This window comes from Egicoccus sp. AB-alg2 (assembly GCF_041821065.1).
Taxonomy (GTDB): domain Bacteria; phylum Actinomycetota; class Nitriliruptoria; order Nitriliruptorales; family Nitriliruptoraceae; genus Egicoccus.
In genome coordinates this window covers 21272-45444 of record NZ_JBGUAX010000004.1, presented here as the reverse complement: position 1 = coordinate 45444, position 24173 = coordinate 21272, and the positions used below count along the sequence as shown (strand labels likewise).

22 protein-coding genes are annotated in these 24173 nt (G+C 73.4%); 6 read left to right on the top strand and 16 right to left on the bottom strand.

Translation table 11 applies throughout. From position 1 onward, the window contains the following. Positions 1 to 70 precede the first annotated feature (70 nt). Positions 71 to 1087, top strand: coding sequence for a hypothetical protein (locus ACERM0_RS07760; RefSeq protein ID WP_373678002.1), 1017 nt, complete (start codon positions 71 to 73; stop codon positions 1085 to 1087). Further along, the gene (locus ACERM0_RS07755) at positions 1084 to 1584 is read left to right on the top strand and encodes an Rv3235 family protein (RefSeq protein ID WP_373678001.1); all 501 of its coding nucleotides are present in this window, start codon (positions 1084 to 1086) and stop codon (positions 1582 to 1584) included. The genes ACERM0_RS07760 and ACERM0_RS07755 overlap by 4 nt, the downstream gene beginning before the upstream one ends. Positions 1585 to 1643: 59 nt before the next feature. Here ACERM0_RS07755 and secA read toward each other — a convergent pair whose 3' ends face one another. From secA to ACERM0_RS07710, 9 genes are all read right to left on the bottom strand, one after another. Continuing rightward, the gene (secA, locus tag ACERM0_RS07750; RefSeq protein WP_373678421.1) at positions 1644 to 4553 is read right to left on the bottom strand and encodes a preprotein translocase subunit SecA; all 2910 of its coding nucleotides are present in this window, start codon (positions 4551 to 4553) and stop codon (positions 1644 to 1646) included. 200 nt (positions 4554 to 4753) lie between these two features. Continuing rightward, positions 4754 to 5422, bottom strand: a complete 669-nt coding sequence (locus tag ACERM0_RS07745; protein WP_373678000.1) for a response regulator — start codon at positions 5420 to 5422, stop codon at positions 4754 to 4756. 248 nt (positions 5423 to 5670) lie between these two features. After that, complete coding sequence (hpf, locus tag ACERM0_RS07740; RefSeq protein ID WP_373677999.1) at positions 5671 to 6057, bottom strand: ribosome hibernation-promoting factor, HPF/YfiA family; 387 nt, start codon at positions 6055 to 6057, stop codon at positions 5671 to 5673. Between the two features lie 233 nt (positions 6058 to 6290). Then, a complete protein-coding gene (locus ACERM0_RS07735; RefSeq protein WP_373677998.1) occupies positions 6291 to 6776 on the bottom strand; it encodes a phosphoribosyltransferase family protein in 486 nt (161 codons plus the stop codon). Positions 6777 to 7047: 271 nt separating this feature from the next. Continuing rightward, positions 7048 to 7425 (bottom strand): phosphomannose isomerase type II C-terminal cupin domain, encoded by a 378-nt coding sequence (locus ACERM0_RS07730; RefSeq protein WP_373677997.1) that lies wholly within the window; start codon positions 7423 to 7425, stop codon positions 7048 to 7050. Positions 7426 to 7514: 89 nt separating this feature from the next. Further along, positions 7515 to 7697, bottom strand: a complete 183-nt coding sequence (locus ACERM0_RS07725) for a Trm112 family protein (protein WP_373677996.1) — start codon at positions 7695 to 7697, stop codon at positions 7515 to 7517. A 42-nt stretch (positions 7698 to 7739) separates the two neighbouring features. Next, on the bottom strand, positions 7740 to 9101 hold the full coding sequence (locus tag ACERM0_RS07720; protein ID WP_373677995.1) for a phosphomannomutase/phosphoglucomutase: 1362 nt from the start codon (positions 9099 to 9101) through the stop codon (positions 7740 to 7742). Between the two features lie 41 nt (positions 9102 to 9142). Then, positions 9143 to 9532, bottom strand: coding sequence for a hypothetical protein (locus ACERM0_RS07715; RefSeq protein WP_373677994.1), 390 nt, complete (start codon positions 9530 to 9532; stop codon positions 9143 to 9145). A gap of 177 nt (positions 9533 to 9709) precedes the next feature. Continuing rightward, positions 9710 to 10369, bottom strand: coding sequence for a DUF3499 family protein (locus ACERM0_RS07710; protein WP_373677993.1), 660 nt, complete (start codon positions 10367 to 10369; stop codon positions 9710 to 9712). A gap of 156 nt (positions 10370 to 10525) precedes the next feature. Between ACERM0_RS07710 and ACERM0_RS07705 the strand changes: the two genes are divergently transcribed. Continuing rightward, entirely contained in the window at positions 10526 to 10945 is a 420-nt protein-coding gene (locus ACERM0_RS07705) for a metallopeptidase family protein (protein ID WP_373677992.1), read from the top strand. A gap of 23 nt (positions 10946 to 10968) precedes the next feature. On the opposite strand, the gene ACERM0_RS07700 is transcribed toward ACERM0_RS07705, so the two are convergent. The 4 genes from ACERM0_RS07700 to sigK form a co-directional block, all read right to left on the bottom strand. Beyond that, positions 10969 to 12657 carry a DUF5719 family protein gene (locus tag ACERM0_RS07700; RefSeq protein WP_373677991.1) on the bottom strand — a complete coding sequence of 563 codons (1689 nt, stop codon included), beginning with the start codon at positions 12655 to 12657 and terminating at the stop codon, positions 10969 to 10971. Beyond that, on the bottom strand, positions 12654 to 15779 hold the full coding sequence (locus ACERM0_RS07695; protein ID WP_373677990.1) for a glycosyltransferase family 2 protein: 3126 nt from the start codon (positions 15777 to 15779) through the stop codon (positions 12654 to 12656). Before ACERM0_RS07695 ends, ACERM0_RS07700 begins: the two co-directional genes overlap by 4 nt. A gap of 221 nt (positions 15780 to 16000) precedes the next feature. After that, the gene (locus tag ACERM0_RS07690) at positions 16001 to 16276 is read right to left on the bottom strand and encodes a WhiB family transcriptional regulator (protein ID WP_373677989.1); all 276 of its coding nucleotides are present in this window, start codon (positions 16274 to 16276) and stop codon (positions 16001 to 16003) included. Positions 16277 to 16621: 345 nt separating this feature from the next. Continuing rightward, positions 16622 to 17260: an ECF RNA polymerase sigma factor SigK gene (gene sigK / locus ACERM0_RS07685; RefSeq protein WP_373677988.1), complete on the bottom strand. Its 639-nt coding sequence runs from the start codon at positions 17258 to 17260 to the stop codon at positions 16622 to 16624. Positions 17261 to 17430: 170 nt separating this feature from the next. On the opposite strand from sigK, the gene cofD reads away from it, so the two are divergent. The 3 genes from cofD to ACERM0_RS07670 all read left to right on the top strand — a co-directional run bounded on the left by cofD (position 17431) and on the right by ACERM0_RS07670 (position 20738). Further along, positions 17431 to 18369: a 2-phospho-L-lactate transferase gene (gene cofD / locus ACERM0_RS07680; RefSeq protein ID WP_373677987.1), complete on the top strand. Its 939-nt coding sequence runs from the start codon at positions 17431 to 17433 to the stop codon at positions 18367 to 18369. Beyond that, the gene (locus tag ACERM0_RS07675; protein ID WP_373677986.1) at positions 18366 to 19688 is read left to right on the top strand and encodes a coenzyme F420-0:L-glutamate ligase; all 1323 of its coding nucleotides are present in this window, start codon (positions 18366 to 18368) and stop codon (positions 19686 to 19688) included. The genes cofD and ACERM0_RS07675 overlap by 4 nt, the downstream gene beginning before the upstream one ends. Positions 19689 to 19781: 93 nt before the next feature. Further along, positions 19782 to 20738 (top strand): DUF3105 domain-containing protein, encoded by a 957-nt coding sequence (locus ACERM0_RS07670; protein ID WP_373677985.1) that lies wholly within the window; start codon positions 19782 to 19784, stop codon positions 20736 to 20738. A gap of 82 nt (positions 20739 to 20820) precedes the next feature. On the opposite strand, the gene ACERM0_RS07665 is transcribed toward ACERM0_RS07670, so the two are convergent. Genes ACERM0_RS07665 through ACERM0_RS07655 form a run of 3 tightly spaced genes read right to left on the bottom strand, consistent with a single transcriptional unit; the run spans position 20821 to position 24108 of the window. After that, complete coding sequence (locus ACERM0_RS07665) at positions 20821 to 21867, bottom strand: glycosyltransferase (RefSeq protein WP_373677984.1); 1047 nt, start codon at positions 21865 to 21867, stop codon at positions 20821 to 20823. Between the two features lie 22 nt (positions 21868 to 21889). Next, positions 21890 to 23200 (bottom strand): ABC transporter ATP-binding protein, encoded by a 1311-nt coding sequence (locus ACERM0_RS07660; RefSeq protein ID WP_373677983.1) that lies wholly within the window; start codon positions 23198 to 23200, stop codon positions 21890 to 21892. Between the two features lie 2 nt (positions 23201 to 23202). Continuing rightward, complete coding sequence (locus ACERM0_RS07655) at positions 23203 to 24108, bottom strand: ABC transporter permease (protein ID WP_373677982.1); 906 nt, start codon at positions 24106 to 24108, stop codon at positions 23203 to 23205. Positions 24109 to 24173 lie beyond the last annotated feature (65 nt).

The following is a 24173-nucleotide window of genomic DNA, read 5'->3' as shown; positions in this document are numbered from 1 at the left end:
TGCCGGGCGGCGTCGACGCCCCCACGCCCGTGGCGCGCCCGTCCCGTCGGTCGCCACGACAGGAGCTGCCATGCGCGACGAGTTGCCCGATTGGATGGACGCGCCCAGCGACGACGCTCCCGGGCCCGACCGGCGGCTGCGGCGCCTGCTGCTGCTCGCCGCCGTCCCCTGGGTCGTGGTCGCCGGACTCGTCTTCCGGGCCTCGGGCGACGGGCGGGCCCCCGACCCGCCCCGCCCCGCCGCCGGGGACGCAGCGGCCGAGGCGACTGACGAAGCGGATCTCGCCACGGCGCCCGAGACCGGAGCCGGTACCGACCCCACCGCGGTCGCACCACCCGGCGGGGCCGGGTCGCCGGCGTCCGATCCCGACGCGGCCGACGGTGACGCGGTCGGGGAGCCGGCGCTCGAGGAACTTCTTGCCGTGGAATGGCAGGCCGGCTGGCACGACCGTCCTGGCGACGGCGCCACGGTGGCGACCGCGACGGCGGTGGCGCGGGCATGGTTCACCGGCGTCGGGCCGTCGCTGGCGATCGACGGGATCGCGCCGACCCATGCCGACGGCTACGCCGAGCACCTGACCGTCGAAGCCCTCGAGCGGCCCGCCCCCGGCGCCGCCGTCGTCACGATCGCCGCGATCGTGCTGCACGCCGGCGACGACGCGGAGGTTCGCCTCCATCGCCTCGCCGTCCCCGTCGACGAGACCCGCGACGAGCCACGCCCCGCGGGGCGGCCGTGGCCGTTGCCTACCCGCGACCCGGAGGTGAGCACGCCGACGCCGACGGACGAGCTCGGCCGCGAGCACTGGCCGGCCGCGGAGCGGGCCCTGTCCGCCGCGGGGTACGCGCAGGCGGAACTGCGTGGCCTGCAGCGCACCGACGGGTGGCCGGTACTGGCGTCGGTGCGCACGGAGGACGGCGACCAGGTGGTGTGGCTGCGCCGTCACCTCCATGACTTCGTGGTGGCGGGCTTGCCGCTGTCCGAGGCCCGCCCCGGGGAGGCGGAACCGGCGGAGCCGCCACCCGACGGCGAAGACCAGGACGACCACGACGAGACGGCGGGTGCGCCCGCCGGGGAGGCCGGCTCATGACCGCGGCGACCCGTGCCACGTCGAGTGCCTCCCGTCGCCCAGGTGGTCGACCTCGCCGCGCACCGCGGCGGGCGGCGCCGGATCCACGGCAGCTGGCCGCGCTGCTGGTGCGGGCCTGGCTGGAGGTGCGTGCGGGCCGCCGCCCGCTGCGCCAGCTCGCGCCGCTGGTGGCCCCGGCCGTGTACGGCCGGCTCGCGGACCAGCTCGCGGGCCGGGGGCACGGCGCAGGAACGGTCGCGCACCTCGGCACGGTCGCCCGTGTCGGCCAGGTCCGCGCCTGTTGTCCGACCGACGACGTGTGCGAGGCAGCGGTGACCATCCATCACGCCACGCGCACGACCGCGGTCGCAGTCCGTCTCGAGCGGCACCTCGGGCTCTGGCGTGCCGTGGAACTGACAGCGCCGGAGTCCGGCCTGGCGCCGCTGACGACGGCCTCGCTACCGCCGGGCTGGCGGCCCCGCGACGCGTTCGACGAAGTGCTGGAGGATGACGCCTGAAACGACATGGACGAGGCCCGGGCCGAGCGCCCGGGCCTCGCCGTGGGGGTGTCGCGAACTCAGGCGTCGTCGACCCCGTGGCACTTCTTGTACTTCTTGCCGCTGCCGCACGGGCACGGGTCGTTGCGGCCCACCTTCGTCTCGGCGCGGTAGGTGTCGCCGGCGGCGACCCGACGAACCGTGCTGCCGTCGCTCTTCTGCTCGACGGACCGCCCCGACGCGTCCGTCTGCACCGCCGCGGTCGTGGACGAGGCCGACACGGCATAGCTCGCCGAGCCTCCCGAGGCACCTGCGCTGTAGGTCAGCCGGGCGCCCGTACCGCGCTGCTGCCCCAGCGGGATCGCCTTCTCCACCCGCTCGGTCGCGGCAGGCGCCGCCGCCGCGGCCGGCTCGTCGGACCCGGACGCGGCGGCGTCGCCGGCCGGCGCCGACTCGTCCTCGCCCGGCTCGTCCTGCTTGACCGGCAGGCGGAAGAAGTAGGTCGTCGCCTCCTCCTTCACGCCGGACATCATGGCGACGAAGGAGTCGTACGCCTCACGCTGGTATTCCGTCAGCGGGTCGCGCTGCCCGACGGCGCGCAGCCCGATCCCGTCACGCAGCGCATCCATCTCGTACAGGTGCTCGCGCCACTTGCGGTCGACGACGGAGAGGATCACGCGCCGCTCGATCTCGCGCATGACCTCTTCGCCACCGACCTCCTGCTCGCGCTTCTCATAGGCCTCGAAGGCGTCGTCGATCAGCGCCTCGACGAGCTGGTCGCGGTCGATGCTCTCCAGGTCGAGTGCCCCGAAGTCGAACGCCGTGTCGTAGACCATCTGCAGGCGCTCGGCGAGACCGTCGAGATCCCACTCCTCGGGGTAGACGCCCGGCGGGCAGTGCTCCTCGACGAGCCCCTCGACGGTGTCCTCGACGTACTTCTGCGCGAGGTCGGAGATCGCCTCGACGTCGCCCTCGAGCAGCGACTGGCGCTGGCCGTAGACGACCTTTCGCTGCTCGTTCATGACGTCGTCGTACTTGAGGACGTTCTTGCGCCGGTCGAAGTTGAGGCTCTCCACCTGCCGCTGCGCGTTGGCGACCGCCTTGGTGACCCACTTGTGCTCGATCGGCACGTCCTCGGGGATCTTCAGGCGGGTCATGATCCGCTCGACGGCCGCGGCGTTGAACAGCCGCATCAGGTCGTCCTCGAGCGACAGGAAGAACCGGCTGGTGCCCGGGTCGCCCTGACGGCCGGAGCGGCCGCGCAGCTGGTTGTCGATGCGCCGCGACTCGTGGCGCTCCGTACCGATGACGTACAGCCCGCCGAGTTCCTTGACCTTCTCGCCCTCGACCCGGAACTCGGGCTCGAGACGTTCGATGGCCTCGAGATAGGCGGCGTTGCGCTCCTCGAGCGTGGCGTCCTCGGGCAGCTGGGAGATCTCCGTCCGCGCCACCTCCTCGGGGTTGCCGCCGAGGATGATGTCCGTACCACGACCCGCCATGTTGGTCGACACGGTGACGGCGCCGAGGCGGCCGGCCTGGGCGACGATGTGGGCCTCACGGGCGTGGTTCTTCGCGTTGAGCACCTCGTGCTTGATGCCCATGCGGGTCAGCAGGTTCGACAGGTACTCGGACTTCTCCACCGAGGTGGTGCCGATCAGGATCGGCTGGCCCGCCTCGTGGCGCTCCTGGATCTCGTCCGCGACCGCGGCGAACTTGGCCTTCTCGGTCTTGTAGATCAGGTCCGCACGGTCGTCGCGCTGGATCGGGCGGTTGGTCGGGACCTCGACGACCCCGAGCTTGTAGATCTCGAGGAACTCGACCTCTTCGGTCTTCGCCGTACCGGTCATGCCGGCCAGCTTGTCGTAGGTGCGGTAGTAGTTCTGCAGCGTGATGGTCGCGAGGGTCTGGTTCTCCTCCTTGACCTTCACGCCCTCCTTGGCCTCGATCGACTGGTGCAGGCCCTCGGAGTAGCGCCGTCCGTCGAGGACGCGACCGGTGTTCTCGTCGACGATCTTGACCTCGCCGTCGACGACGATGTACTCGCGGTCGCGCTTGAACAGCTCCTTGGCCTTCAGCGCGTTCTGCAGGTGGTGGATGAGCGGCGTGTTGACCGACTCGTACATGTTGTCGATGCCGAGCAGCTGCTCGACCTTCGCCACGCCCTCCTCGGTGACGGCGACGGTCCGCTTGGCCTCGTCGACGACGTAGTCGCCGGTCGCCTCACCCGGCCGGTCGCCTTCCTCACCCTTGGCGAGGTTGGGCGCGACCCGGCGTGCGAACACCTGGTAGAGGTCGGCGGACTGCTCGGCTGGCCCGGAGATGATCAGCGGGGTACGGGCCTCGTCGACCAGGATCGAGTCGACCTCGTCGACCAGCGCCATGTAGTGGCCACGCTGGACCTGGAGACGCTTGTCCCAGGCCATGTTGTCGCGCAGGTAGTCGAAGCCGAACTCGTTGTTGGTGCCGTAGGTGATGTCGCGGGCGTAGGCGGCGCGCTTGTCGTCGCGGGTCTGGCCGGAGTGCACGACGCCGACCGTCAGCCCCAGCCAGTTGTGCACGCGGCCCATCCACTCCGCGTCGCGCTTGGCGAGGTACTCGTTGACCGTGACGATGTGCACGCCCTTGCCGGTGAGGGCGTTGAGGTAGACCGGCATGGTCGAGGTCAGGGTCTTGCCCTCACCGGTCTTCATCTCCGCGATGTTGCCGTTGTGCAGGGCGACGCCGCCGAAGACCTGCACGTCGTAGGGTCGCTGCTTGAGCACCCGCCATGCCGCTTCGCGGACCACCGCGAACGCCTCGACGAGAAGGTCCTCGACCTCCGCGCCGTCCGCCAGCCGGGCCTTGAACTCGTCGGTCTTGGCCTTCAGTTCGGCGTCGGACAGGGCCGCGATCTCGTCGGACAGCGCGTTGACCTCGTCGACGATCTTCTGCGTCTGCTTGGCCTTGCGGCCCTCCCCCATGCGGAGGAGCTTGTCCATCACCATCGGAATGGCCTTCTGTGTCACGGCATCGGCTCGTCGGGACGCCCGTGCGGCGGCCCGGTCGGCGGCCGGACCGGCGACGCCCCGGCGCTCGACATCCTCCCGCCCGCGACGCGCCCGGCGTCGGCCCACGAGAGGACCGCTCGATGGTACGGCACGAGGGCAGGCGGCACGCTTGCCCTGCGGCGCCCCGCAGCAGCCGGTGAGCCCTACTTGATCTCGAGCAGCTTCTCACGCACGGCGTAGACGACGGCCTCCATCCGGGAGTGCAGGTGCAGCTTCTCCAGGATGTTGCGCACGTGGTTCTTGACCGTGTTCTCCGAGATGAACAGCGCCTTGGCGATCTCGCGGTTGTTCATGCCCTGCGCGACGTGCTGGAGCACCTCCATCTCGCGCGGGGTCAGCCGCGGGGCCGGGACCTGCTCCTTCTCCTCGTCCTTCTTGATCATGGCCGCGAACTCGTCGAGGAGCTTGCTGGCCATGGACGGCGAGATCAGCGACTGCCCGCCGTGGACGGAGCGCACGGCGTTGCCGATCTCGTCGATCGAGATCTCCTTGAGCAGGTAGCCGTTGGCGCCGGCCTTGATGGCCTCGTAGAGGTCGTCCTCCTCGTCGCTGATCGTCAGCACGAGGATCTTGGTGCCCGGCTCCTCTTCCTTGATCCGCCGGGCGGCCTCGATGCCCGACAACGCGGGCATGCGGACGTCCATCACGACGACGTCCGGGGCGTGCTCGCGGGCGAGCTCGACGGCGGCCTGGCCGTCGCCGGCCTCACCGAGGACCTCGATGTCGTCCTCGTCCTCGAGCACCATGCGAAGGCCGCGACGGAACAGCTCGTGGTCGTCGGCGATCAGGATTCGGATGCGGTCGTCGGCCACGGTGCCCTCTCCGCTTCGCCGTACCCGTTCCCCGGGCGGGGACCGTCGCGCCCCGGGGCGCGATGCGCGCGAGGCCACCGGAGACGCACTCGCAGGAGTCTAGCCCCTTCGTCGCATCGCGCACGCCAGGACGTGCCCCCGTGGGGCAGCGTGCGCCGGCCGGCCGTGGTCCGGCCGGTCGTGACCCGGGCGTGGTGAGAGGTCGCGGCGCTCCGCCCGCCGCGACCTCGGTTCGCCCGGACGAGCTCTCAGACGAGCTCGTCGTCCTCCAGCGGCTCGTCGGCCGCCATCGGTGCCACCCCGACCAGTTCGGGCGGCACGGCCTGGCGACGTGGACGAGTGACCAGTTGTGTCTTGAGCTTGCGCACCTGCCGGGACAGCTTGGCCTCGACCCGGTCGATTGCCGTCAGGGGATCGGGCGCCGCGGCGGACGCCCGGAGGTACTTGCCCTTCGCGTGGAGCACCACCTCGCAGTGCACCCGGTCCTCGATGCGGGGGTTGTTCTCCTCGGAGAACACCACCTCCATGTCGATGAACCGATCGAACAGGCGCCGGACGCGCGACAGCTTCGCGATCGCTTCGTCCCGCACGTGCTCGGGAACATCGAGGTTCTTGCCCTTGACGGTGATCCGCACGGCTCCTCCTCGCTCTTCTCGCCCGGAGTGGGCGATCTGGTCGCACCCGCGGGTGCGGGGTTTCCACCACCCGGGTGCGACGAGCGACGGGCCGTCGGGCCGCACCGCGCGCGGTGTCGAGCCACCGCGACGGTGAAGCCGCGGTGCCACGCCAGGGGCCGTCGGCGAAGGCGGGGAAGCGACGTCCCCGGCCGTGTGCCCTCGACGCTAGCAGCCATGGAGGGTCCGGAACCTCAACCTGCGGCATCGCGCACACTGCCGTCCGGCCCGGGCGCACCGACCAGCGGGTGGCTGCCCGCACGCGCCAGCACGGCGAGGTGCAGCGCCCCGGCACCGGCGGCCTGGAGCACCCCGGCGACCCTCACCGCGGTCGTCCCGGTGGTCAGCACGTCGTCGACGAGCAGCAGGTTCGACCCCGGCAGGCGGCGGCGGGCCACGAACCGGTCCGGCGCGCGTCCGCGGTCGACGGCCGCGACAGTGGCGAGCGCCGGCAGCCCCAGCCGGAACGCGACCGTCTCGGCCAGCACGCGCGCGTGGTCGAGGCCACGGGCACGCCGACGCCGGTCGGCGGTCGTCACCCACGTCACCGCGTCCACGTCCGGTGGTGCCGCGGCGACCGCCGCCGCGAGCTGTGTGGCCAGCGGCTGCCAGCCCGCCCGGGCACCGCCGAGCTTCGCGGTCACCACCGCGGCCGCCACGGGACCGCGGTAGTCGTACACCGCCGTGGTGGAGACGAACGGGGCACCGGCCGGCCAGCACGGATGGCCCGCGCCGCGAGCGCCGCCGCACCGGCGGCAACCGCCCGTGACGGGGCGGACCTGCGCCGCACAGTCCCCGCACCACGGCAGCGGCGCCCGCACCCGGCAGGCCAGGCACCTGGACGGGGCGAGCAGGTCGGCGAGATCGGAGGCGCGCACGGTGGCGGAGTCGAGCGCAGCCCCGCGACCGTGGCCGCTCCGGGCCGGATCGTGCCTGTGGACGACGGGCCGGTCAGGCGCGCCCGTACTCGTCGGCGAGGCGCTCGATGTCGTCCTCGTCGAAGGCGCCGAAGCAGATCTCGACGAACCGGCCGCCCGCGTCGCCACCGGTCACGCGATGGACGGTGCCGCGCGGGATGAAGAACTCGTCGCCGGCGACGGCCTTGTGCACGTCGTCGCCGACCTGGACGATCAGCCCGTCGTCGAGCACGACCCAGAGTTCGTCGCGGTGGGTGTGACGCTGCAGGCTCAGCGGCTGGCCCGGGTCGACGGTGATCAGCTTGACGGTGGAGGGTTCGTCACAGGTGTAGCGGCGGAAGTTCCCCCACGGGCGATGGTCGACGACGACCGCCGGACGCGGATCCTGACGCGGCGTCGAGCTGTCGGGCACGGGTGTCGACCTTCTTCACGGGCGGGGTGCCGGCGGCGAGCGGCCGGGCATCGTAACCGGCCCGACGCCCCGTGCCGCCTCGTGCCCCCTCAGCCCTCGCTACGCCGCCCGCGCGTGGCCTCCTCGACGAGCATGACCGGGATGCCCTCGCGAACCGGGTACTGCAGGCCGCAACCGGCGCACACGACGAGGTGGCGCCGCTCCTTGTAGTCGACGGCGGCCTGGCAGGCGGGGCAGACCAGGATGTCGAGCAGACGCTCGTCGAGTGCCACGACGCGCTCCTCGGGTGGTGTGCGGGCGGGTTCGGGGTCGTGTCAGCCGGTCGTCACGAGGTCGGCGACCTCGTCGCGCAGGCGGGCCATGGTCGCCTCGTCGTCGGCCTCGACGTTGAGCCGCAGCAGCGGTTCGGTGTTGCTGGGTCGCAGATTGAACCAGCCGTCGGTCGTGACGACGGTGAGCCCGTCCTCGGTGTCGGCCCGGCCCCGGTCGGCGAATGCGGCCGCGACCCGGTCCATGGCCGCCCGCTGGTCGGCGACCTCGTAGTTGAGCTCCCCGGATCCCGCATAGCGGTCGTAGGGCGCCACCACCTCGGACAAGGGCGCGTCGGCCGCGGCCACGGCCTCGAGCAGCACGAGCGCGGCGATCATCCCGGAGTCGGCGCGGTAGTTGTCCCGGAAGTAGTAGTGGCCCGAGTGCTCGACCGCGTAGACGGCGTCGGTCTCCGCCATGCGGCGCTTGATGAAGGAGTGCCCGACCCGGGTGCGCACGGCGACGCCACCGGCCGCCTCGATCGTCTCCGGCACGGTGTGCGAGCAGATCAGGTTGTAGAGCACGCTCGCGCCGGGATGGCGTGCGAGCAGGCGGTCCGCGACCACGGCGCCGATCAAGGACGAGGACACGGGCCGGCCCTGTTCGTCGACGGCGAAGACGCGGTCCGCGTCACCGTCGAAGGCGAGCCCGAGGGCATGCCCGCCGGCGCGCACGGCCGCCTGGAGGTCGCGCAGGTTCTCCGGTTCGAGCGGATTGGCCGGGTGGTTCGGGAAGCTGCCGTCGAGTTCGAAGAAGAGCGGGGTGGTCTCGATCGGCAGGCCCTCCACCACGGCGGGCCAGACGTGGCCTGCCATGCCGTTGCCGGCATCGACCGCGACCGGCACGGGACGCAGCGCGTCCGGGTCGACGAACGAGCGCACGTGCGCGGCGAACCGGTCGGTCAGGTCCTGCTCGGTGCGTAGACCGGGCGCGGCGGGCGGCAGTCGGTCGATCTGTGGCGCGAGGTCGCGGATGTCGCCGAGCCCCGTGTCGATCGCGACCGGCACCGCGCCGGGTCGGCACAACTTGATCCCGTTGTAGGCGGCCGGGTTGTGGCTGGCCGTGAACATCGCACCGGCGGCGTCGAGCACGCCCGAGGCGAAGTACAGCTGGTCGGTCGAGGCGAGCCCGATGTCGACCACGTCGACGCCGCGAGCCAGGGCCCCCTCGGCGAAGGCACCCGCCAGGACGGGCGACGACGGGCGCATGTCGTGCCCGACGACGAGCCGTCCGCCGTCCGGGAGGAGCACCTGCGCGGTGGCGGCGCCGAAGGCGTGCGCGAAGGCCTCGTCGAGTTGGTCGCCGACCAGTCCCCGGACGTCGTAGGCCTTCACGACCGCGTCGAGGACGTCTGGGGAGACCGGCACGAGAGGCTCCTTGGTGGCGAGCGGGACGGACCGGCGCGAGCCTACTCCCGGGCCCGTTGCCGTCCCGGGTGGCGCGCCTCGCCCTCGGCCGTCCCACCCTGCGTCAGCTCACCCGCCGTCGCCTCGCCGGCGTCCGGCTCCGCACCGTCGGCCGCGCCCGGCAGGTTCCGCCCGAGGTAGCGCTTGCGGGTCCGGCCGTCCTCCTTCCAGTACGCGTACCAGTAGGGGCCGTGGGGGCAGGTCGTGCACCCGGCCTTGCCGCACCGGACGTGCTCTTGCCGGTAGCGAAGTGTCGGGGGCAGGTCCGTCTCGTGGGCGCCGGGCGGACCGTCCGCGGCGACGAGCAGGCCGCGGACGACGATGAGCAACCGACGCAGCTCGTACTGGTCGAGGCGCCGGATCTGGGTGATCAGGTCGCGCGGCAGGGCCACGGCCCCCTCCCCCGTCGGTGTCGTCGTCCGTTCTTGGGCTCCTGATGGACCCCAAGAATCAACGGACGCACCATAGTGGGGGTGGACACGCCGATGCAGGCGCCGCCAGCGATGTCCTCGCCTCGGGCTGCGCGGGCGCACGGCCTGCGCCACCCCGGGCCGGCGGGGGCCGCGAGCTCACCAGTCGGCAGCGGGGCCCCGGTTCGGCGACGTGCGGGCCCGCGCGGCCAGGACCGGCTTGGCCCTGGCAACGCGGGTCGTCTCCGACGACGGTTCGCGGGCCGCGTCCGACGCCGACGCCCCGAGGACCGGGGAAGACGTGCTGTCCTCGGGCGTCGCGTCGGCGACCTCGTCGCTCGCGCCGGGCGGCGAGGTGGAGGGATGCGCCACGGGCCCGGGTGCAGCGGGCTCGGACGCGTCGGTACCCGACGGAGCGGAGGCGGCCGTCACGGGACGGACCGGCTCCGGCGTCGGGAGGTCGGGAACGGCCCGCAACGCGGCAGCGAGCACCGCGACGGTGTCGGGTCCGCCGAACGAGGTGTGCGCCTGCGGTTCCTCGCGGCCCTGTTCCTCTGCGGGCCGACGGTCACGCAGCCGCCAGCCGTGCGGTGGCTGCGTGCGAGCCGCGTGCACAGCACACAGGTCGTAGGACTGGGGCGCCCGTGCCTCGGCGAGGCGGGTGATCCAGGCCTCGCGCTCCGCGTAGTTGAACGTCAGCGTGGCACTGGCCGGGGCCGGACAGCTCGGACGCGAGCACGCGCGGTCGGCCGCCAGCGCGAGCGGGCGGACGACGGCGTCGCGCGCGACGCCCTGGCGGAGCTCTCCCGTACCGGACACGCGGGAAGTGAACCACACCCGTGACATTCACCGACGCAAGCATCCACGATGGCCCATCTTGGGTGCCGACCCGGACCCAAGACGATGTTGTGATTCGGCGTCCCACCGCATCCCGACGGACGGGGGCTGGAGGCGGTCGCGGCTACGCTCACCGGGATGCCCGACCGCCATGCCCGCCACCGACGCTCCGCCGCCGATCGCCGTCGGCGGCCGGTCGACGGCTATCGCATGACCAGCGCCGAGCGTTTCGACCGACTCGTGGACGACGCGGTGTCGGGGCTCCCGGACGGTCTGCTGCGCTACCTCACGGACATCCAGGTCGCGGTCGCCGAGGTGCCGCCCGACGCCGACGCCGCCGAGGTGGTGCTGGCGCGGCTACGGCGACTCGGCGACGGTCGTCGCACGCGTGGATCGGCCGATCCCGCCATTCGCCTGACGCTCTACCGTCGGCCGCTGGAGGCCCGCGCCGCCAGTCGCAGCGACCTGCTCGATCTCGTGCAGTTGACGATCGTGCAGGAGCTGGCCGACCACTTCGGCATCGACGACGACCGACTCGACGACTTCGGCTGGAGCTAGCACCCGCGCGCCGGGCGGGCGCCTCAGCCGTTCGCGTCGCGATCGGCGTCCGCATCGCCCTCCGCGTCCGCGTCGGCGTCCGCGTCGCCCTCCACCTCGGCGTCGGCCTCGGTAACGGGATCCTCGGCGTCGGCCTCGTCGAGCGGGCCTTCGTCGACCGGTTCCTCGTCCACGCGACCGAGCGGGTCCGGAGCCTGGATCCCGCGCGCGGTGCCCAGCCGCTGGACCACGCCGGGCTCGGGCTGCACGACCAGCGAGGTCCCCGCCGGTGACCACGCGGCGCTGGGGATGCCCGCGTGCGCCACCAGCGACAGCACGCCGGATCGCGTGGCCGCCACCCGCCCGACGACGAGTTCACCCTCCGAGGCGACGACCTGGGCGGACCAGCCGTCGACCTCGCCGAGGGCCTCGTTCAGCAGCACGGGCAGCGACTGGCCCGGTCCCACCTCGAGGTCGGCCAGCTCGTCCGGACGCAGGATCGTCGCGCCGTTGAAGAGCGTGACGCTGAAGCGCGCCGGTTCGCTGCCCGGGTTGACGACGTCCAGACGCTCCGTGCGGCCGGCGCTGGCCCCGCCGCTGACGAGCCACGCGTCGTCCGTGGACGGGATCCCGAGCTGGACGGCGAACCCCGTGCGCTCGGTGTCGTCGTCGCCGCGCAGGACGGCCCCGGCGACGTGGATCGGGGCACCGTCCGAGCGGGCCGTCACGGCGGCGGCCGTGACGCCCTCGGGCAGGGTGCCGCGCAGGTCCACGCGCCGGACCTGTCCCGGCGCGACGGTGAGCTCGCTCAGCCCCTCGGGTGGCACGCCGCCGTCGGGCGTGTGGAGCGTGAGCTCGACCGGCGCGGGCCGGTCGCCCAGGTTCACCACCCACAACCAGGAGGTGTCGCCCTCGGCCTCGGAGACCCAGGGAACCGTCCAGCTCTCGGCCGGCGCCGTGCTGGGCGACAGCAGCGAGGCACCGTCGACGTCGCCGATCTCGCTGCGCGCGAGCTGGTAGCCCTCGACCAGCGCGCGACCGGACAGCACCCGGACGACGGCGGTCAGGTCGGGCTGCTCGGGCAGCGCCTCGTTGACCGTCAGCTCCAAGGTCCCGTGCGCCGGGACCGTGAGGTTCTGCAGGGCCAGCGGCTCCTGCGGCCCCTCGGGGGTGACGAAGCCGACCGCCACGGTCGCGTCGGTCGCGAACGGGTTCGCGGCCCGGATGCGGGCCTCGTGGCCGCCCTCGGTGCTCATGCCGGGCAGCACCCAGCGGTCGGAGAGGGCGTGCTGGCAGGGGCCTGCGACCGTCGCCTCGGGGACGTCGTCGATCTCCTCGAGGCGCCACTCGCGACTGACGGCCACCGGTCCTTCGCTCCAGCGGGCGAACGTGGCCAGGTCCGCGTCGCCCTGCACCCGGGTGCGTACGTGCGCGCCGGGGAAGACGGGCGGCGAGGCGCTGGGGCGCGCCTCGCCCTGCTCGAGGACGTCGAGCTCCAGCAGACCGGGGCCCGCGCCGACGTCGCCGGGGCGGGCCGCGGTGATCGCGAGCTCGCTGCCCTCGCGACCGTCACCGACGGGGCAGGTCCAGGCGCCCGACACGGCCGCCTCGGCGGCCGGGGCGGCAACCGCCGGGCTGGCCTCCGGTAGGTCCGGCAGCCGGTCCGCGGCCAGCACGCCCGCGGCGGTCACCACGGCCAGGGCGGCGGCGATCCAGGTCCGACGGCGCCTCATGCGACCACCTCCGGGGTCTTGGCCGGCGCCGTGGGTGGGGCGGTCGGAGGCTCCGGCTCGGCGTCACGCCGGCGCGCGAACCGCGGCGGACGCAGGGCGAGGGACACGACGAGCAGCAGGGCGATCAACTGGCCGGCCACCGCGACGCCGCGGGCGGTGTCGCCGAGGTGGGCAACCTCGACGCGCCCGCCGGTCTCCGTCGGTTCGAAGACGAGCAGGTCGCTGCCGCCGGCGGCGGCACGCAGGCGGGTGCGCCCGACCGTGCCGGCCCAGTCGGCATCCGCTTCCTCGGCCACGGCGACGACCGCGTCTTCCGCGACCTCGCCGCGGTAGACCGCGGGGCCGTCGGGCTGCAGCGGCGTCACCTCGGCCGTCGGGGGCAGGTCGCCGGCGGCGACGTCTGCGGCTTCGGCGCCCGTGACGGCCGCGGCGACCGGCAACCAGTTGGGCACCGCGAACAGCCGCCCGTCCGCGATGGGTCGCGGCTCCAGGCCGAACTGCGAGCGCAGCGCGAGGTCCAGCTGGTCGCTGGTGCCCCCCGGCGGCACGAACACGTAGCGAACGTTGAGGGCACCCAGACCGCGGGCCGCGGCCGGGTCGGCGCCGCTGAGCGTCGCGGTCAGCACGGGTTCCACGAGCCGCGTCGCGACCTCGGCGTCAGCCACGCCGTAGGCGGCCATCGTCGGCCCGTGACCGTCAACCACCTCCCAGGTGATGCCGCGCTCGTCGTCGTCCGCGACCACGAGCACACGGAACGGACCCTCCTCCGCCGCGGCCGCGGTCACGAAGGCCGGCAACGGCGGCTGGTCGACCGCGTAGGCCTCCCAGGGGCCACGCGCGATCTGCGCGGCGACGATCCCCAGCGCCAGGGCGACGGCCAAGCCCGTGGTGAGGGCGGCCAGCTGTCGCCAACCGAACGCGTGCCGGGTCAGCTGTGCCTCGGCGGTGGCGAACGCCAGGGCCAGCAGGCCGGCGTAGGCGAGCGCGGTCAGCAGCAGCGGCACCCCCGGCCAGGTCACCACGCCGGCGCGGCTGAACAACCAGGCCGCCACCGCTCCGGTCAGCGCGAGGCTCCAGAGCGTGGCGACGATCGCCGGACGGCGGGGCGTGCCCAGCATCAGCCCGAGCAGGCCCGCCAGGACGAAGCCGACGCCCACGATCGGCGCGGGCACACCGGCCAGGTCGGGCGTGAGGGTGAGCCAGCGCCAGAGCTCGTCGACGACCACGTCGCCACCGCCGGTGTGCAGCGGGCCGTCGTCGGCGAACAGGCGCAGGCTCCACGGCAGCAGGAGGACGAACGGGCCGACCGCGGCGGTGAGGCAACGGATGACCAGGTAGCGACGCCAGCCGGGGTCGTCGGCGGGCGCGGCGCGCCATCCCAGTGCCAGGACCAGCAGGCCGGCGAGGGCCAGGGCGGGCAGGAGGACGGGTTCGAACGCACCCGCGATCGCGCCGAGCAGCACGACCGCGGCGACCGCCCGCCAGGCGCTGGTCGAGGCGGACGCCGGCCGTGCCAGCACGGTGCCGGCCGCCACGATGCCCGGCAGCGCGGCGAGGACGACGAGCGCACCGACACGTCCGGTCGCCAGGGCGGCGAGGGCCGGTGGGGAGAGCACGTACGCGGTCGCGGCCACGACACGGGCCAGGCGCAGCTGCGAGAAGCCCTGGGCCGCGCGCAGGGCGAGCAGCCAGGCGATCAGGGGCAGGCCGAGCAGCAGCAGGCGCGGGGCGGCGTAGCTGCTGCCGAACACCAGCAGGTGCAGCGCACCCAGCACCGCCTGCGCCGGCGACGAGGCCTCGGCCGTGCCGAACGCGCCGGCGACGTGCCACCCGGCGGCGTAGTCGGCGAGGAACGCGGCGGGGCTCGCCGGCCAGGGCGCCAACTCGCCGCCGCGCAGCTCGCCGGGCAGCAGCAGGGGCCAGGCGCCGACCAGCACGACCAGCGTCAGCACGGCGCCGACCGTGAGCACCGGCCGCCGCTTGATGGCACGTGCGAGCCGGCGTGGCCCCGACACCGGCTCGCCGGGGTCGCGCGGCACGGCCGCGTAGCCGCCGTGGTCCACGTCGCCGCCGGCGATCCACTCCCCGATGGCCTCCGCGTAGGCGCGGACGCGCGGGATGATGCGTCCGAACAGCTCGCGCAGCTCGCGGTCGGTGCGGCGCCGTGTGCTCTGGACCTCGCGGCGCAACCGCAGCGTCTCGGCCAGGTGCAGGACGTTCCAGATCCACGCCCGCACCGTCTGCCAGGCGTCGGACACGCGACGGGTCAACAGGAACCCGAACACCTTGGCGACGCCGACCAGGAAGTACAGCGGGACGACCAGCAGCAGACGGGCGAAGCCGTAGTTCTTGAGCAGCGTCGCCAGGGTGTTGCGCTCGGCGAAGTAGCGGGGGCCGATGAAGCGGGTCTGGCCGAGGCGCAGGTAGTTGGTCGCGGCCGCCACGTGCGCGGTGACCGCCTCGGGGACCACCTCGACGTCGTGGCCGGCCAGCCAGGCCCGCCAGCACAGGTCGAGGTCGTCACGGAAGAGGTGGTAGCGGCGGTCGAACCGGCCCAGGTCGTCGAACACGTCCCGCCGCACCAGCATGCCGCTGGTGGAGACGTACAGGCTGCGCCGTTCGGTGTCGCGCTGGCCCTGGTCGAGCTCGCCGGGGTCCACGCCGCTGTCGGCGCGGCCGGTGAGGTCCACGGTCCAGCCGACCGACTGCAGCTCGTGCTCCTGGCCCCACACCCGCTGCTTGGGCCCGACGATCGCCAGGCGCGGATCGGCCTCCATGGCGTGGACCAGCCGCTCGACCGCGTCCGGTGCGAGCGCGGCGTCGTCGTGCAGGAACAGCACGTAGGGAGCCGCGTCCGGCCCAGCTGCGGGGCGTGCGTCCAGCGCCATGGAGACCGCGGCACCGAAGCCGAGGTCACGTTCGGCGACCAGCACCTGGTCGGCGTCGAGGTGGGCGAGCAGCACGTCGCGGGTCGTGTCGGTGCTGCCGTTGTCGACGGCCACGACGTCCAACGAGGGATGGCTCTGCTCGGCCAACGCCGCCAGGGTGCGGGGAAGCCAATGGGCGCCGTCGTGCGTGACGAGCACGACGAGCACGGTGGGAAGATCGGAGGAAACCGGCACGGCCCGGGCGCTCCTGGATCCGTCGGATGGCCCGCACTGCCAGCGACACGCGTGTGTCCCGGTGCACGGGGCCGCTTGGGGACCGGGCGGCGTGGACGACCGTCGGCGTCATGCCGTACGCGGGGTGCCAGAACCAGCCGCCGGAAGCGCTCCTGCTCGGAGCGCGGCCGGACGGTATCAGGGCCCCTCGGCGGGGACCAGTCGGATTCGCCGACGCCGCGTCAGGCGGACAGGCGCTTCGCCCGTCGCCGTTCACGTTCCGAAAGGCCGCCCCAGATGCCGAATCGCTCGTCGTTGGACAACGCGAACTCCAGGCACTCGTCCCGCACGGGACAAGCGGTGCAGATGCGCTTGGCCTCGCGGGTCGAGCCGCCCTTCTCCGGGAAGAACGCCTCGGGATCCGCATCGAGGCACTTGGCCTCGAGCATCCACTCTCGATCGTCGGCATCGAACGCCAATCGGGCGCTGAGCTCCGCGATGGCCCCCATCCGCTGCATCCTGTCGCTGTCGACACCCGTGGAACTACATGCGCGTCATTCTGGGCACCGACGGACATCTGTCAAGCGAAACACCACTACCGGTTGGGTCGATCGGTCACCGTCGGCCCCCACTGGTGGGGTTGGCGCGCACCGCGCACGCCGCGTCCGCCTCCGTGACCGCGTGGAACGACGACGTGAGCCCGGCCGCCACGAGGCTCGACGAGACGCCCCCGGACACGACGAGGCCCCTCGCGGCGGGACGAGGGGCCTCGGCGTCCGGGAGCGGGGCGCGCGCGGCCGGCGGGAGGCGGGTCGCCGGCGACCGGGCGCAGGCGCGGCCGGGAATCAGGTCTGCGGGGATGCCTACACGTGGTCCTCGAGGGCCTGGCGCAGTCGCAGCAGGCCGTCGCGCAACCGGCTCTTCGCGGTGCCCTCCGGGATGCCGAGCACGCGGGCGACGTCGCGGTAGGTGTGGCCGGCGAAGTAGGCCAGCTCGATCGCCTCGCGCTGGCGGTCGCTGAGCGCGGCGAGGGCGTTGCGGACCTGCCAGTGGTCGAGCCGGACCTCGACCTCGTCGGCGACCTCGTCGAAGGCCCGGCCCTCGTCACGCCGCGAGACACGGTGGTCGCGGTCGCGGCTGGCCTGCTCGCTGCGCACGCGGTCGACCGCGCGCCGGTGGGCGAGCGTGGTGATCCAGCCGGACGCGGTACCGCGGCCGGGGTCGAAGCGGTCCGCCTTGCGCCAGACCTCGACCAGCACCTCCTGGCTGACCTCCTCGGCGAGGGCGCGATCGCGCAGCACGCGCAGCGTGACGCCGAGCACCTGCGGGCAGACCCGGTCGTAGAGCTCGGCGAAGGCACGCTGGTCACCGTGGGCGACGGCGACGAGCAGCTCCTCGCTGGTGCGGTCGGCGGCAGGCACCTCGACGGCGCGGCGCGCGGCCGCCGACGAGCTGGTGCGCAGGGTGCGGGGCGCCGGGATCGCGGCGGACGAGGCGCTCATGGGGTCTCCAGACACGTGGGAGCGGAGCGGACGTCGCGGAAGGACGATGTCGAAAGCTTGGCACGCTGTACAGGTTTCGTCAAGGTCATTGTACAGGTTCGTGCGGACAGGGGTTGCCCGCCCGAGCCACTACCGTGCGCTGGCTCCCACACGCGCAGCAGGAGGCGGTCGTGTACGCGGTTCTGGCCGGCGGTGTCGGCGCGGCGAGGTTCCTGCGTGGACTGACCGCCGCGGTCGCCCCCGGGGAGGTGGTGGCCGTCGTCAACGTCGGCGACGACCTGACGCTGCACGGCCTGCGCATCTGTCCCGACCTCGACTCCATCACCTACTGGCTCGGTGGCGTGGTGCATCCCGAACAGCAGTGGGGCCGCGCGGACGAGCGGCACGTCGTGGCCGGGGAACTGCGCCGATTCGGGCACGAGGGGTGGTTCACGCTGGGCGACCGTGACCTCGCCACGCACCTGCACCGCACCGCACGCCTGCGCGAGGGCGCCCCGCTGTCGGCGGTCACCGACGAGATCCGCCGGGCGTTCGGTGTCGAGGTCCGCCTGCTGCCGGTGACCGACGACCGGGTCGAGACCCGCATCCGCACGCGCGACGGGCGGGACCTGCACTTCCAGGAGTACTGGGTCCGGGAACGGGCCGAGCCCGAGGTGACCGAGGTCGTCCTGGCCGGTGGGGCGGACGCGGAGCCGGCACCCGGCGTCGTCGAGGCCATCCTCGACGCAGACGCCGTGTTGATCGCTCCCTCCAACCCCGTGGTGTCGATCGATCCGATATTGCGGATCCCGGGTGTGCGCGAGGCCGTCCACCAGACGGCGGCACCGGTCGTCGGCGTCTCCCCCGTCATCGGCGGCCGCGTCGTGCGCGGCATGGCGCACCGCCTGCTGCCGGCCGTCGGGGCGCAGGTCAGCGCGGCCGGTGTGGCCGCCCACTACGGCGGGCTGCTCGACGGCTGGGTGGTCGACACCCGCGACGGCGACGCGGTCGCCGAGGTGGCGGCCACGGGGGTGCGGTGCCTGGCCACGGACACGCTCATGGACGACGTCGAGATCGCGGCGGCCCTCGCCCGCAGCTGCCTCTCGCTGGCCGCGGAGGTGTCGCCGTGAGCGCCCGCCTCGAGGTGGTCGCGCTGCCCAGCGAGCAGCGCTTCGGCGCGGGCGACGACCTGGCCGCCGCCCTGCTGCAGGCGGCCACCGACGCCGGGGTCGAACTCCGTGACGGCGACGTCGTCTGTGTCGCCTCCAAGGTGGTCAGCCTGGTCGAGGACGCGACCCGTCCTCTGCCGGCCGGCGACGCGCGGCAGGCCCGCCGCCGGCTGGCGCGCGAGACCGCCGCCCGGATCGTCGCGGACACCCCGGGCGTGCTGGTCACGGAGACCCCCCACGGGTTCGTGTGCGCCAACGGCGGCATCGACGCCTCCAACGTCCCCGGTGAGCGCGTCGCACTGCTGCTGCCGACAGACCCCGACGCGTCGGCCGAACGGCTGCGGGCCGAGGTGACGCGCCGCACGGGGCGGCAGGTCGGGATCGTCGTGACCGACACGTTCGGTCGCCCGTGGCGGCTGGGCCAGACCGAGGTCGCCCTCGGCGTGGCCGGGACCGCGGCGCTGCGCGACGAGCGCGGCGCGACCGACCTGGACGGTCGATCGCTGGAGGTCACCGAGGCGGCCATCGCCGACGAGGTGGCCGGCGCGGCCGACCTGGTCCGCGACAAGGGCAGCGGCACCCCGTTCGTCCTGGTCCGGGGACTGCCGGCGGGCCGGCCCGGCACGGGTCGTGACCTGCTGCGCCCGGCGGACCAGGACGCCTTCCGTGCCGGCGGCCCGACCGCCGCGGAGTTCGCGGTCGCGAGCCGCCGGACGGTGCGCCGCTTCGACCCCGCCCGGCCGGTCCCCCAGACCGCCGTGCGGGCCGCCGTGGCCGCCGCGATGACCGCACCGGCCCCGCACCACACGCGGCCGTGGCGGTTCCTGCAGCTGCGCGCCGACACCCGCCAGCGGCTGCTGGACGCCATGGCCCGGCGATGGCGTGAGGACCTCACGGCCGACGGTGTGCCCGCGTCGGTGGTGGCACGCCGTCTCGCCCGCTCCGACGCGGTCCTGCGCGAGGCGCCGGTGCTGCTCGCACCGTTCGTCGTCCTCGACGGCGCCCACCACTACCCCGACCCGCGCCGCACGACGGCCGAGCGGGACCTGTTCGTCCTCTCCGGCGGCGCCGCCCTGCAGAACCTCCAGGTGGTGCTGGCAGCACACGGACTCGGCGCGGCGTGGATCTCCTCGACGGCGTTCTGCGCCCCGACCGTCCGCGAGGTGCTGGGCCTGGAGGCGTCGTGGCAGCCGCTGGGCATGGTGGCGCTCGGCCATCCCGCCGCGGCCCCGGCGCCCCGCGGCACCGTGGACGTCGACGAGGTCCTCCTGGAACGGTGACGCGCGGCGCGCGTCACGAGCGGCCGCCGACGGGGCCCGATGGGTACGCTCCCCACCTCTGTGTCCTCCCCCGCACGACGAGGTGTTGCCTCCGTGGCCGAACGCGAACGTCTCACCAACAAGGAGCGCCGTGCGCAGGCGCGCGACGAGCGCAAACGGCGCGAGGCGGAGCTCGCCAGGAAGCGCAAGCGCAACACCCTGCGCAACGGCCTGATCACCGCCGCGATCGTGGGTGTGGTCGGCGCCGTCGTCCTGCAGGCTTTCCTGGGTGGCCCGACCGTCATCGACGACGCGATCCTGGTCAACTCGGACACCGCCGAGGAAGCGCGCCAGGCCGCGGGTTGCGAGGTGCTGGTCGACCGCGAACCGCTGCCCGACCGCACCCACTTCGAGGCCAACGCGGCCCCGGCGGCCGACACCATCTACACCGACGTGCGCCCGACCCACTCCGGGCCCCACACGGTGCAGACGCACCCGATCGTGGCGGCCGGTGCCGGCAGTCAGCTCGACGAGCGCTCCACCACGCACAACCTCGAGCACGGCTCGATCATCGCCTGGTACGACCCCGACCAGCTCGAGGGCGGCGTCGCCGACGAGATGGGCACCTGGAGCGAGACCCTCAACGCCAACGGCTTCCGCAACGACCGTGGCGGCGTCGCGATCTTCGTCTCGCCCTACACCGACCCGGGCATCAGCTCCGGTAAGGCGATCGCGTTCCGCGCCTGGGGCGTCGCGATGGACTGCGACACCTGGGACGAGGACGTCGCCCACGCGTTCGTGATCGACCACTACGGCACCCACGGCATCGCTCCCGAGCGTCCGCTGGGCCCCTACCCCGAGGGGGTGCTCGAGTACGAGGACGTCGAGGTCGACGACAACGTCGAGGCCCCCATCGACGAGCAGCTGATGGAGGGACAGCCCGGCGGTGACGACGTCCAGACCGACGAGGACGCGACCGAGTCGGCCGAGGAGGGCGAGCTGGACACCGGCGGTGCCGAGCAGCCCGAGGGCGAGGGCGGCGACGCCGAGGGCGAGGACGCCCAGGAGTAGCGCCGACCTGTCGACGTCGACGCGGCCCGGACCGGAAACGGTCCGGGCCGCATCGCGTTCGAGGCCGCCGCTCGAGCGGCGATCACACGCCCAGGGCCCGCCCCGTGACGCGGCGCCACCAGGTCCGCACCCAGGGCCGCCACCGGAACGGCGCCACCCACCGCTGCAGCAGCTGGTCGGGGGCCACCCGCGCGCGGGCCTGCAGCTGCCGTCGCCGCCACCGCGCACGCCGCAGCAGGGCCAGGCGGCGCAGGGCCGGCACGAAGGCGGCGGGCACGGTCACCGCCAGCTCCGCGGTCTTCAGCGCGGTGGTGGCCACGACCAGCGGCGCGACCCGGCGCAGTGCGCGGGCGTCGTCGCAGGTCGCCACGGTCAGCAGCCGGTTCGACCAGTTCAGGGCCTCGACCAGTGAGGTGCGTCGCGCGCCGGCACCACCGCGCTCGTGCCAGCCGACCGCGGTCGGCTCGTACCAGGCCCGCCAGCCCAGCAACCGGGCACGCCAGTCCAACTCGACGTCGTCGAAGTAGGCGAACAGGTCCTCGGTCAATACCTCGCGGCGGCCGTCGGGTAGCCGCCACGCCACGTCGTCCAGCATCGTGCGGCGGTGCAGCGCGACCGCGCCGGAGACCCCGAACACCTCGCCCGGCTGCTCGTGCTGGCCGACATCGCGTTCGCCCTCGCCGCGGTTCTGCAGCAGCCGCGCCGCCGTCAGCACGTGCCCGGTCGTGTCGATGACCGCGGCGCCGTCGGGGGCCCGGACCGTGCGCAACAGCTTCGGCTGGACGGAGCCCACGTCCGCGTGACGGGCCAGCACCTCGACGCAGCGCGACACCAGCGTCGGGGCCAGGTCGACGTCGACGTTGCAGAACAGCACCGCGTCGGCGTCGACCATCGCCAGGCCGTCGTTGACGGCGCCGGTGAACCCACGGTTGGTGCGGTTGCGGACCACCTGCAGCGGGTGACGGCGGCCGGTGTCACGCTCCGCCGCGGCCAGCACCGCCTCGGTCCCGTCGCTGCTGGCGTTGTCGACCACGACCACCTCGAGATCGTCGTGGTCCTGGGCGTCGAGGCTGGCCAGACAGGCCGGCAGTTGCGCCGCCGCGTTCCAGCTGACGACCAGCGCCGCCACCCTCATCGCGTCGCCGGCGGGGTCACTGGTTGAGGCGGCGACGACGCTGGAGGCGGGCGACCGGGATCGGTGCCGTCTGGGTCGGGTCGGGCAGCCGGCGGGCCGGACCCTCGGACACCGAGGTGGACGCGGCCAGGTCGACGAGCCCGGCGCCGCCCGGCGCAGGTGTCACGGAGAAGCGGGCCGCGTCGGGCTGCACCGCCCACGTCTCCCGCCCGGACTCGTCGGTCACGGTGACCGTGATCGCGTAGTGGCCGGCGAGCAGGTGGGCCGTGAAGCGCATGTCCACGACCGCTTCCTGGTCGGGCACGAGCGGCCCCACCCCCACCCCCTGCCAGGTCGTGTGCAGTTCGTAGAGGTGCGTGCCGTCGCCACGGGTCACGATCAGCCCCACGCTGCAGACGTCGACCGCGTTCAACGCGCGCAACCGCACGCGCGCCACCAGGCTCGTCGACGGGGCCACCTCCTCGGCTGCCTGGCCGTCCGGGCCGACGAGGCTGACCTCCTCGACACGGACGCGGCGGGCGTCGCGGCGGCGTGGACCGGGCGGCGCGGACGCGGACGCCACCCGCTGCCGGTACAGCTCGACACCTTCGGCGACCGGTCCGTCGAACACGACGCGGCCGTGCTCCATCACGAGGCTGCGGTCGCACATCTCCCGGACGGCGTCGAGGTCGTGGCTGACCAGCACGAACGTCTTGCCGGCGTCCCGGAACACCCGCATCCGCTCGAGCGAGCGGTCCTGGAACTCCGCGTCGCCGACCGCCAGCACCTCGTCGACCAGCAGGATGTCCGGGTCGACGGTCACGGCGATGGCGAACCCGAGCCGGACGTAGAGCCCGGACGAGTAGGTGCGCACCGCCGTGTCCAACAGCGGCCGGATGCCGGCGAAGTCGACGATCTCGTCGAAGCGTTCGTCGATCTCCGTGCGCGACAGGCCGAGGATGGCGCCGTTCAGGTAGATGTTCTCGCGACCGGTCAGATCGCCGTGGAACCCCGCCCCGAGCTCCAGCAGCGACGCGACCCGCCCGTTGGTGAACACGCTGCCCTCGTCGGGCGGCAGGATCCGGGCGAGCAGCTTCAGCAGCGTCGACTTGCCCGAACCGTTGTGGCCGATGACGGCGACCGACTCGCCGTGGTCGATCTGGAAGGAGACGTCCTCGACCGCATTGAAGTCCGTGTACGAGGCGCGGCGGAAGCGGTAGAGGCGCTCCTTCAGCCCGCCGGGCCGCTCGTGGAAGAGCCGGAACGTCTCCGTGACCCCGTCGACGACCACGGCGGGACGCGATGGGTCGACCTGGACGCCCGCGATCTGACCGATGGTGCGGCGCACGCCTAGACCTCCTTCGCGAAGGTCCGGGCGCGGCGCAGGAACACCGCGTAGCCGACCACGAAGGCGCCGACCGCCCACAGTGCGGCGATGCTCAGCGCCCCGATGCCGGGCCAGCCCGGCGCCAGCGAGGCGACATCGTCGGTGGCCGTGCGCACGACCGGTCCGTAGAGCGGCTCGCGAAAGACCTCCACGAACCAGGTCATGGGGTTGAAGGCCAGTGCGGTCGCGATCCAGTCGAGCGAGCGCGCCTCGAGCTCCGGCGACGCCTGCACGAGCGCGAGCGGGTAGAGCACCGGCGTGGCGTAGAACCACACCTGGAAGATGACGATGAACAGCTCCTGCAGGTCCCGGAAGGCGACGTTGACCCCGGCGAACCACATGGCCGCGCCGCTGGTGAACACCGCCAGCAGCACGATCGCCAGCAGGGTCGCCGGCAGGTGGGTCAGCACGCCGAAGCCACGGGTGTAGACCAGGAACGGGCTGATCACGAGCAGGGCCAGCAGCAGGTGGACGAGCTGGCTGAGCACGTGGGACAGCGGCAGCACCTCGCGGGGGAAGTACACCTTCTTCACGAGGTCGCCGTTGCCGACGATCGAGTCGGTCCCGCCCCGGCACGAGTTCTGGAAGAACTGCCACAGCAGGTAGCCGGCGATGAAGAAGGCCGGGAAGTCGTCGACCGGGATGCGGACGACGAGGGTGAACACCACGCTGAAGACGACCGTCATCAGCACGGGCGTGATCATCGACCACAGGAACCCCAGCGTGGAGTTCTTGTAGCGGACCTTCAGCTCCTTGCGCACGAGCTGGAAGAGCAGCTCGCGGGCGCGCCACAGCTCGACCAACTTGCCGGACGCCGACCGGGCGACCCGCTGGCCGGTCGGCTCGTCGAACGGGGTCTCCAACGTCACGGCCGGCACCACCCGGTCGAGGGTGCCCCCATCGTCACCGTCCGTACTCCACGTCCAGGCTGGCG